Consider the following 8,606-nt stretch of genomic DNA (forward strand, 5'->3'; position numbering starts at 1 on the left):
GACCGACTTACGGCGGTCGACGCGGAGCCCGCCGGAGTCGTCATCAACATGGTGCCGTCGAAGTTCAACGGCACCCGCTACGGCTACGGCTACGGATACGGCCCAGCGCCCGCAATCGCTGCCTCGACCGTCATCCCGTCGGCCTAGTTGAACTCGGCTGGCCGGTTCACGACCGTGGCGGGCGTCTAGTTGTACCCGGCCAGGTCGTTGGTAGCGGCGAGCCTGGCTGAACGAACGAGAACCTCCGGATGGGATGCGGCTTGACCAAGGACCACTCCAACCCGGAGGTTCTCGTGTCCCACGGTCGCAGGCAGATCGTCCGGCGCCACCAAGCAGGCTCGAGCACTACGACACTCGACGCCGCCACAGCGCACTCGGAGGCCACCCGCCGATCAGCCGAGTGCTACCAACCTGATGGCCGGGTACACCTAGTCCGGGCCGCAGGCGTCGCCCGAGGACCCAGTTCAACCCCCGGCTGGTGTCGGCGAAGGCTCCGTGGCGGCATGCTCGGGCTGCTCGATCTGTCTTCGTGACGTCCCCGCCGCTGCCATCACGAACATCGCGAGCACCCCGACACGGGCGGTGCCCCACCACTCGAGGGTGAAGCCGAGTACGACGAATGCCACGACAAGGCCCAACAGCCCCCCTGGGTCGAGGCGCGCCCGGGTCAGCGCCCGGCCGATGACCACCAACACGAGCAACAGTGCGACCACCCCGGACTCAGCGAAAATCCCGGCGAACGTGTTGTGCGCACGCAGACCGAGCCCCTGGTCTCCGTTGTAGTACGGCACGACACTCAGCCGCCCCAAGCCGACACCGGCCAAGGGGTTGTTCCATCCAGTGAGGATCGCGAACCGAAGCGCCTCCTCCCGACCCATCACGTTCTCGAAACTGGCCGAACTTCTGCCCACGTAGGCCGTGAACCATCTCAATCCGGCGTCCATGGCCGCATAGGTGATCAAGAGGCTGCTTCCCACGATCACGACCGAGCGCATCCCACCCCGGCGCAGGTGCGGCTGGAGCAGGACGGCGCCGGCGCCGGCGACCGCGGCGACGAGGGCCCCCCTCGAGCCGGTGGCGACGATCCCGGAGGCACACACGACACCGACCGCCCACCCCCAGTGCAGTAGTCGGTTCCGCGAGGCCGCCAGAGCCGAAGCCGCAGCTACCAGGCCGAGCGCGCACAGGGATCCCAAACCGTTGGCGTTCTCTCCGATGACAGTCTGACTGCGGTCGGCGATCAGGTCGGGAGTCGTGATCGCCAGCCACGAGGCCGCCACCCCCCACCCGGCGAGGGCCAGCCGGATGAAGTCGAACTTCACAGTGACCAGGGCCGTGACCATCGCCAGGAGCAGCGCGTAGTCGATTCCGATCACCAACTGCGTCGTCCCGATCCCCCGGGGGCTGATCACCAGCCCCGCGAAAGTGATCCACACGGCGGTGACCGCGAAGAGTGTCGCCCATCGTCGGGCAAGGCCCGAGGCGGCGGGCCAGGCCGCAACCGCCCCGACGAGAAGGAGCACGAAGCCCGCGAGGTGCCAGGTGGAGGAGGGAAGGACCAGCTCGATCGCCGGCACGAGCACCCCCACCCACACGGAGAGGGCGGGGCGGACGAGAACGAGCATCGCCGCGACCCCCCCGGCAACCAGGAGGCCGGTCGTCGCGATCAAGGGGTGGGCGCCCGCCGCGGCACCGCCGACCGCGGCTCCGGCTGCTCCGGCCGCCGCGAGCCAGAACAGGCGGACGCCCACCGGATCACCTGATGCGAACAAGCGCGCCACCCTCAAGCTGCAGAACTCTGTCGGCCGCGTCCAGAGTACCCAGCCGATGCGCCACGACGATCATGGTGACCTCTCCCCGCAGAGCGTTCAGGGTCTCGACCACCTCGGCCTCAGTGGTGGAGTCCAGAGCGGCGGTGGGCTCGTCCAAGAGCAGCACCTGAGCATTGCGGTAGAGGGCTCGGGCGATACCCAGCCGCTGCCGCTGCCCCACGGACAGGCGAGCGCCACCCTCGTGCACGCGGGTGTGCATGCCCTCCGGAAGCCCATCGATGACGTCGGCTAGCCGCGCCGAGGTGAGCGCCTCGTACGCCCGGCTCTCGTCCAGACGACTGTCTCCGAGACAGACGTTCGCGAGCACCGTGTCGTCGACGATGAACACGTCCTGCGGGACATAGGCGACCATCGACAGCCATCGGGGGTCGGCCACGCCGATGTCAGCGCCGCCGTAGCGGACGTGCCCCGCGGTGGGGGCAAGCAGCCCCAGCAGGATCCCGAGGAGGGTGGTCTTGCCGGACCCCGAGGAGCCCACGATGCCGACCGTCTCACCGTGCTGGACGATCAGGTCGAGCCCGTCCAGGACCGGCTGCTCCGCGTCGTAGGCAAAGGTCAGGTGGTCGAGTCGCAGGTCGCCCTCAGGCGGGAGGTCGCCGGCGGGGCGGTTCACCTGGTGACCTTGCGCCTCGACCTGCTCGATCTCCCGGCCCAACTGCTCTCCCAACTCGAACCCGGTGCGAATCTGGGTGACGGTTCCCAGCAGCCGGGCCAGGGCGGGAAGAATTCTCAGCGCGGCGACGACGTAGAGGGCGACGATCGGCAGGACTGTCTCCTGGGCGTCCTTGCCGAGCACCCAGAGCAACGACAACAGGATGGCGGCGTAGAGCCCCACCTCCAGAACCATGCGTGGCACTTCGCTCAGCACGATCAGGTTGCGTTGCCGGATCGTCATGTCGGAGCGGGCCTCATCCATCTCGGCCAACGCGACCTCGCGGCCGTTCGAGACCGTCAACTCCCGGATGCCGCGTAGTACGTGAGCCGCATGCGCATAGACGTGACCGATCCGCTTCGACAGGGCGTCGGACTGACGCTTCACGAACGTCCGCGAGAAGAAGAGGAAGAACCCACCCATGAGCCCGAGGTACAGGCCGATGGCGAGGGCGGCGACCGGATTGACGAAGAAGAGTGCGCCCGTCATCGCCAGGGCGGCGGTCAGATCACCGGCGAGCAGGACGATGCCCCCCAGGCCGATCGTCGTGGCCATGTTGACGTGCGAGACAGCCCGCCCGAGCAGTTCCGAGGAGCTGTTGCTGAGATGGAAGGCGTACGGCGCGAACGCGTAGGTGCGCACCAGGCGAGATCCCAGCGCCACCTCCGCCTGGGCCGCCCGGTAGCCCCACCACATGCGCATCAGGAAGCCCAGCACCGAACGCCCGATCATGATCGCCATCGCCACCAGGATCAGCGTCCCGGGCTCCATCCCCCCGACCAGCCACAACGAGGAAGTGTTCGAGCCGCCGGAATCCTCGCCGCCCGCGAGTGCGCTGAACACGGGATACAGCACCACCAGCGACGCGAAGTCCAAGCTGGAGAGACCTGCGGCGAACACCATCGCGAGCGCCACGGACCGACGTGCCTTGTCGTCGTAGAGCGCGAGAAACGCACGAGTCCTGCCCATCATGGCGAACCTGCTCCGCACTGCTCGTCCCATAGCTCGACGTACCGGTCGACACAGCTCTGCCAGGTGAAGTGACCGACCCGCGCGAGCGCTTCGACTGCCATCCTCTTCCTGAGATCGGCGTCGCCCGCCATCGTGTCGATCGCAGACGCCATCGCCCGGCTGTCGTCGGGTTCCACGAGTAGCCCGTTGCGCTCGTGCTCGACCAGCAGCGGGTTGCCCCCGACCCGGCAAGCGATCACCGGGAGGCCGTGGCTGAGCTGCTCGAGGATCGCGTTGGACAGACCTTCCGTGACGGAAGGATGGATGGCGAACTGGGCCGCCATCAGTTCACGAGGCACGTCCGCAGGTTCGTCGACGAACGTGACGACCTCCGACAGGCCGAGCGCCTGCGCTTTGAGCCTCAGAGCGACCTGTCCGTCGCCCTCCCCGCACAGCCGCACACGGACGGGCGTGCTGACGGCGGACAGAGCCTGCAGCAAGCAGTCGTGGCCCTTGTACCAGCGGTAGTTCGAGACGACCACGGCAGTCGGGATCTCGCCGGCGACATCGGCAGTTCGCGCTGGGAGGTCGACTCCGTTGGGAATGAAGGTGACCCGTGCGGGGTCGGCGCCCCACCGCTCGGCCTCCCCCCTCAGCGAGGGACTGTTGATCGTCACGACGTGGGCGTGACTGATCGCGTGACGGAACAAAGGGGCCTGCCAGCGCAGGTCGCGATCGAATACCTCGCCGCGGAAGCCCGCCACCCGACGGGCCCGAGTGAACATCTGCGTGAAAAGCATCGCGGGCCAGATCGCCCCCGCGAGCCAGGCACACACGACCGAGGGACGGAGCCTTGTGATGCGCCACGCCAGACGGGCCAACGCCTGCAGGTCCCGCAGGGTGCCCGACGAGGGCCCGTCGTGGCGCCGCATCACCTCCCAGGGAACCCCTGCAGCGTCAAGTTTCGTGGTCAGCGAACCGCCGCCGGCGAGGAAGAGCATGTGCACGTCCTCGCCGCGACTGCGCAGCTCACAGGCCAGTCGGACCATCTGCGTCTCGGCGCCACCGACCCGCGCCGAACCGATCACCAGCAGGATCCGCCGCTGACCACCCCGGCGTCCTCGTCGCCGACCCTGGTGACTCACCCGAGCACTTCCCGATGCCACAACTCGAGCATGAGGAGAGCGTAGATGTGACCGCTGCGGTCGACGCCCTCCATGTGCCCGTCCAGGATCGCGCGCACCTTGGCCATGTCGAAGTAGCCGCGACCGGCAGCAGTCGAGTCCGTGAGCGTGTCATAGACCATGTCGCGCAACGGGCCTCGCAACCAGCCACCCAGGGGAATCGCGAAGCCCTGCTTACGGCGGTGGATCAGGTCGTCGTCGATCCAGCCCTCCAGGGCACGCTTGAGCAGGTACTTGGCGGAGCCATTCTGGATCTTCCGCGAGCCCGGGATCGCTGCCGCCCACTCGAAGAAGGTGTGATCGAGGAAGGGACTGCGGGCCTCCAACGAGACGGACATCGTGGTGATGTCCACCTTGGGCAACAGGTCGCCGGGCAGGTAGGTGTAGGTGTCGATCGCCAGCAGGCGATTCACCACATCAGTGCGCTCGTGCTCGGCCCAGATCTGACTGACCAGGGCGTAACTGTCCTCCTGACGAACCCGATCGGCGAAGCGGGGATCGAAGAGCTCGAACTTCTCCTCCGGTCTGAAGTAGGACAGGAAACGGGCGTACCGGTGGGCGGGATCGGACTCGCCCAGCAGGGTGGTGCCCGTCGAGAGCCGTCGCAACGTGACGCTGCGAGCGCCGTAGGGACGCAGACGCTGGCCCGCCCTGAGCATGGCGCTTGCCATGGGGCGTGGCAGCCGGCGGCCCGACCCGGTCAGGAAGCGCTGGTAGCGGGCGTAACCACCCAACGCCTCGTCACCGCCGTCTCCGTTCAGGGCCACCACCACGTGCTTGGCGGCCATGTCGGCGAGGTACCAGCTGGGGATGGCCGAGGAGTCCGCGTAGGGCTCGTCGAACGACGCCGCCAGGCGAGGGATCACGTCGAGCGCATCGGGCTTCACCACGAGCTCGTGATGGTCGGTGCCGTAGTGCTGGGCCACCCGTCGCGCGTAGGGCAGTTCGTTGTGGCTCTCCTCGTCGAACCCGATCGAGAACGTCTTGATGCGCTCGACCCCGACCTGGCTCATCGCAGCGACGACGGCCGAGGAATCAAGGCCACCGGACAGGAAGGCGCCCAGCGGCCGTTCACTGATCATGCGCAGACGAACGCTCTCGCGGAGGTTCTCGCGGAGCTCCTCGACGAGCTCGTCGTCGGTCCGCTCATCCCTGACCCCGCTCGGCGCGTAGTCGAGCGACCAGTACCGCCGGATCTCCGCCTCATCGCCCCGGAGCACGAGCAGGTGGCCGGGAGGCAGCTTCTTGACTCCCTGAACCGCGGACCAAGGAGCGGGAACGTACTGGAAGGTCAGATAGTGGCTGATCGCCACCGGATCCGCGACGCGCGGGAGGTCGAGGTCGGCGAGGATCGCCTTGAGCTCTGAGCCGTAGCTCAGCCGTTCCCCACGGTGCCAGTAGTAGAGCGGCTTCTTGCCCAGTCGGTCCCGGACCAGGGTGAGCTGCTGGGTACGCCGATCCCAGATCGCGATCGCGAACATGCCCCGGAGATGCTGGACGAAGTCGAGTCCGAACTCCTCGTAGAGGTGCGGAATGCACTCTGTGTCCGACTCGCTCGCGAGCCGGTGCCCGCGCTCACGCAGCAGCCTCTGGAGCTCACGGACGTTGTAGATCTCGCCGTTCAGCATGCAGATGACGTCGCCGGACTCGCTCGTGGCCGGCTGGTGCCCGTGAGCGACGTCCTGGATCGAGAGCCGCCGCATGGCCATGGCAACACGCTCGTCCTCGTACACCCCGTCCTCGTCGGGGCCCCGGTGAACGATCCTGGCGTTCATGGACCTCAGCAGGTCGGCCCGCCCTGGGGTCGGTCTGTCGACCACCCCGACTATTCCGCACATGCTCGACTCGCTCCGTATAGACGTAGGTACCGTTCGACGACTTCTTCGGGGCCGGAGCGGCTTGCCATTCGTTGCTGTGCCGCTGCCCCGAGGCGTGCTCTCTCGTCCGGATCGGACATCAGCGCCCGTAGAGCGCCGGCCAGCGCTCCGGCGTCGACCCGTTCCACGAGCACTCCGGCATCCCCTACAAGCTCTCGCATGCCCCCGACCTGGAACGCCAGCACCGGAAGTCCAGCAGCCATGGCCTCGGCCACGGCGTTGCTCGAGCCCTCGCTCAACGACGGTTGCACGTAGATGTCGGCGCCGCTCAACCACCCTCGTGGGTCCGGCACGGCACCTGTCAGGCGCAGGTCCACCCCAGCCGCCGAGGATCTGGTCGCGAGGGCCGACCGTTCGGGCCCCTCTCCCACCAGGACGACCTCGACATTGGCCCTCAACTCTGAATCGCCGGCCACGGCCTGGACCAGGAGGTCATGACCCTTCACCGCCTTCAGTGCCCCGACGCTGACCACCCGGATCTTCTCACCGGGCGGCACTACGGGAGGCACCTGCTCGAACCGCCATCGCTCCAGGATGTTCGGGATCACCACGTGCTTCTCGGGCGCCCCGCCGGCGAACCCCCGCCAGAAGTGCGCCACGTCCTCCGAGTTCGAGACCACATGGTCGGCTTGCCGGACGACGAGCCTCTCGACCAGCCGCATGACATGGCGCCATCGGCCCTGCACGTGAACCCCGAGGTTCCGACGCCACGTGACCCGGCGCAGCCCCGGAAGCCCCAGTGACGCGATCGCCATGAGTGTGTAACCCCGCGCCATCGCGGAGTGGGCAACCGAATAGCCGCCTCGACGCAGGTGCTGACGCAGCCGATAGGTCATCTCCACATAGGCCAGCACCGCCCGCGCTCCCCGGGGCCGTCCGTGGGCGAGCACGATGGTGTCGTCCGGGAGCCCGCTGGCGCCCGCGGCAGCATCGAGGAGGAAGACGTCGACGTGTACGCCGGCGAGGCCCAGTTCCCGGATCAGGGCACGCGCCTGGAGCTCCGTACCACCGCCTGCGTTCTGCCCGAGGACGAACGCGACCCGCATGCGACCGGACTCAGAGCGTTTCACGGCGGCCGCCCAGCCGGCGCCGGGTGTCCAGGACGTACGCCGGGGAGTTCGCCACCAGCTCGTAGTCGAAGTCGTCGTGGTCGGTCAGGATGATGATCGCGTCGGCACTGTCCACGGCCTCCGCGGTGAGCTCGACCAGCTCTACGCCGTCGACCCGCAGCTGACGGACATACGGGTCTGCCGCCTTCAGCACACAACCCTGGCCCACGAGCAGTTCGGCGACCCGCAGCGCCGGCGACTCGCGGTCGTCGCCGGTGTTCTTCTTGTAGGACATGCCCACGAGAAGCACCGTGCTGCCGTTGAGCGCCTGCTTGCGCTGGTTGAGACCGGCGATCAGTCGCTGGACGACGTAGTCGGGCATGTGCTCGTTCACGTCGTTGGCCAGCTCGACGAAGCGGAAGCTGTGTCCCAGGGTCCGGCGTACCTGCCAGGAGAGGTAGGACGGGTCCACCGGGAGGCAGTGGCCTCCCACGCCCGGCCCCGGGGTGAACTTCATGAACCCGAACGGCTTGGTCGCAGCCGCGTCGATGGCCTCCCACACGTCGATGCCCAGGTCACGGGCGAAGACGGCGAGCTCGTTCACGAGGGCGATGTTGACGTGTCGGAAGGTGTTCTCCAGGAGCTTGGTGAGCTCGGCCTCCTTGGGGGTCGAGACCGGGACCACCGTGTCCACGAGGCGCCCGTAGAGGTTGCAGATCACCTCCGAGGAAGCGTCGTCGATGCCGGCCACGACCTTGGGGGTGTTGACGAAGCCGTACTGGGTGTTGCCCGGGTCGATGCGTTCGGGCGAGTAACCCACGAAGAAGTCGACGCCTGCCTTCAGGCCGCTGCCCTGTTCCAGGATCGGCACCATCAGTGACTCGGTGGTACCGGGGTACGTCGTGGACTCCAGGACGACGGTGCATCCCTTGGTCAGGTGCACGGAGAGATCGTGCGCCGCGGACTCGATGAACGAGAGGTCGGGCAAGGTCTCCCGCAGCGGCGTGGGAACCGTGATGATCGCGAAGTCGAAGCCGGCGGACGTGGCCGGGTTGGCCGTC

At 67.7% G+C, this 8,606-nt stretch carries 6 protein-coding genes; all 6 read right to left on the reverse strand.

All coding sequences use genetic code 11. From position 1 onward, the window contains the following. Positions 1-464 precede the first annotated feature (464 nt). Positions 465-1,751, reverse strand: a complete 1,287-nt coding sequence (locus ABZE72_RS13785; RefSeq protein ID WP_372729606.1) for an O-antigen ligase family protein — start codon at positions 1,749-1,751, stop codon at positions 465-467. Positions 1,752-1,755: 4 nt separating this feature from the next. After that, a complete protein-coding gene (locus ABZE72_RS13790; protein WP_372729607.1) occupies positions 1,756-3,399 on the reverse strand; it encodes an ABC transporter ATP-binding protein in 1,644 nt (547 codons plus the stop codon). A gap of 53 nt (positions 3,400-3,452) precedes the next feature. After that, positions 3,453-4,523, reverse strand: coding sequence for a glycosyltransferase family 4 protein (locus ABZE72_RS13795; protein ID WP_372729608.1), 1,071 nt, complete (start codon positions 4,521-4,523; stop codon positions 3,453-3,455). Positions 4,524-4,576: 53 nt separating this feature from the next. Further along, on the reverse strand, positions 4,577-6,394 hold the full coding sequence (asnB, locus tag ABZE72_RS13800; protein ID WP_372729609.1) for an asparagine synthase (glutamine-hydrolyzing): 1,818 nt from the start codon (positions 6,392-6,394) through the stop codon (positions 4,577-4,579). Between the two features lie 50 nt (positions 6,395-6,444). Beyond that, positions 6,445-7,542 carry a glycosyltransferase gene (locus ABZE72_RS13805; RefSeq protein ID WP_372729610.1) on the reverse strand — a complete coding sequence of 366 codons (1,098 nt, stop codon included), beginning with the start codon at positions 7,540-7,542 and terminating at the stop codon, positions 6,445-6,447. A gap of 10 nt (positions 7,543-7,552) precedes the next feature. Continuing rightward, positions 7,553-8,606: nucleotide sugar dehydrogenase (locus tag ABZE72_RS13810; RefSeq protein ID WP_372729611.1), on the reverse strand; the 1,054-nt coding region annotated here is incomplete at its 5' end.

Origin of the sequence: Nocardioides sp., assembly GCF_041600255.1 — a bacterium.
GTDB lineage: Bacteria > Actinomycetota > Actinomycetes > Propionibacteriales > Nocardioidaceae > Nocardioides.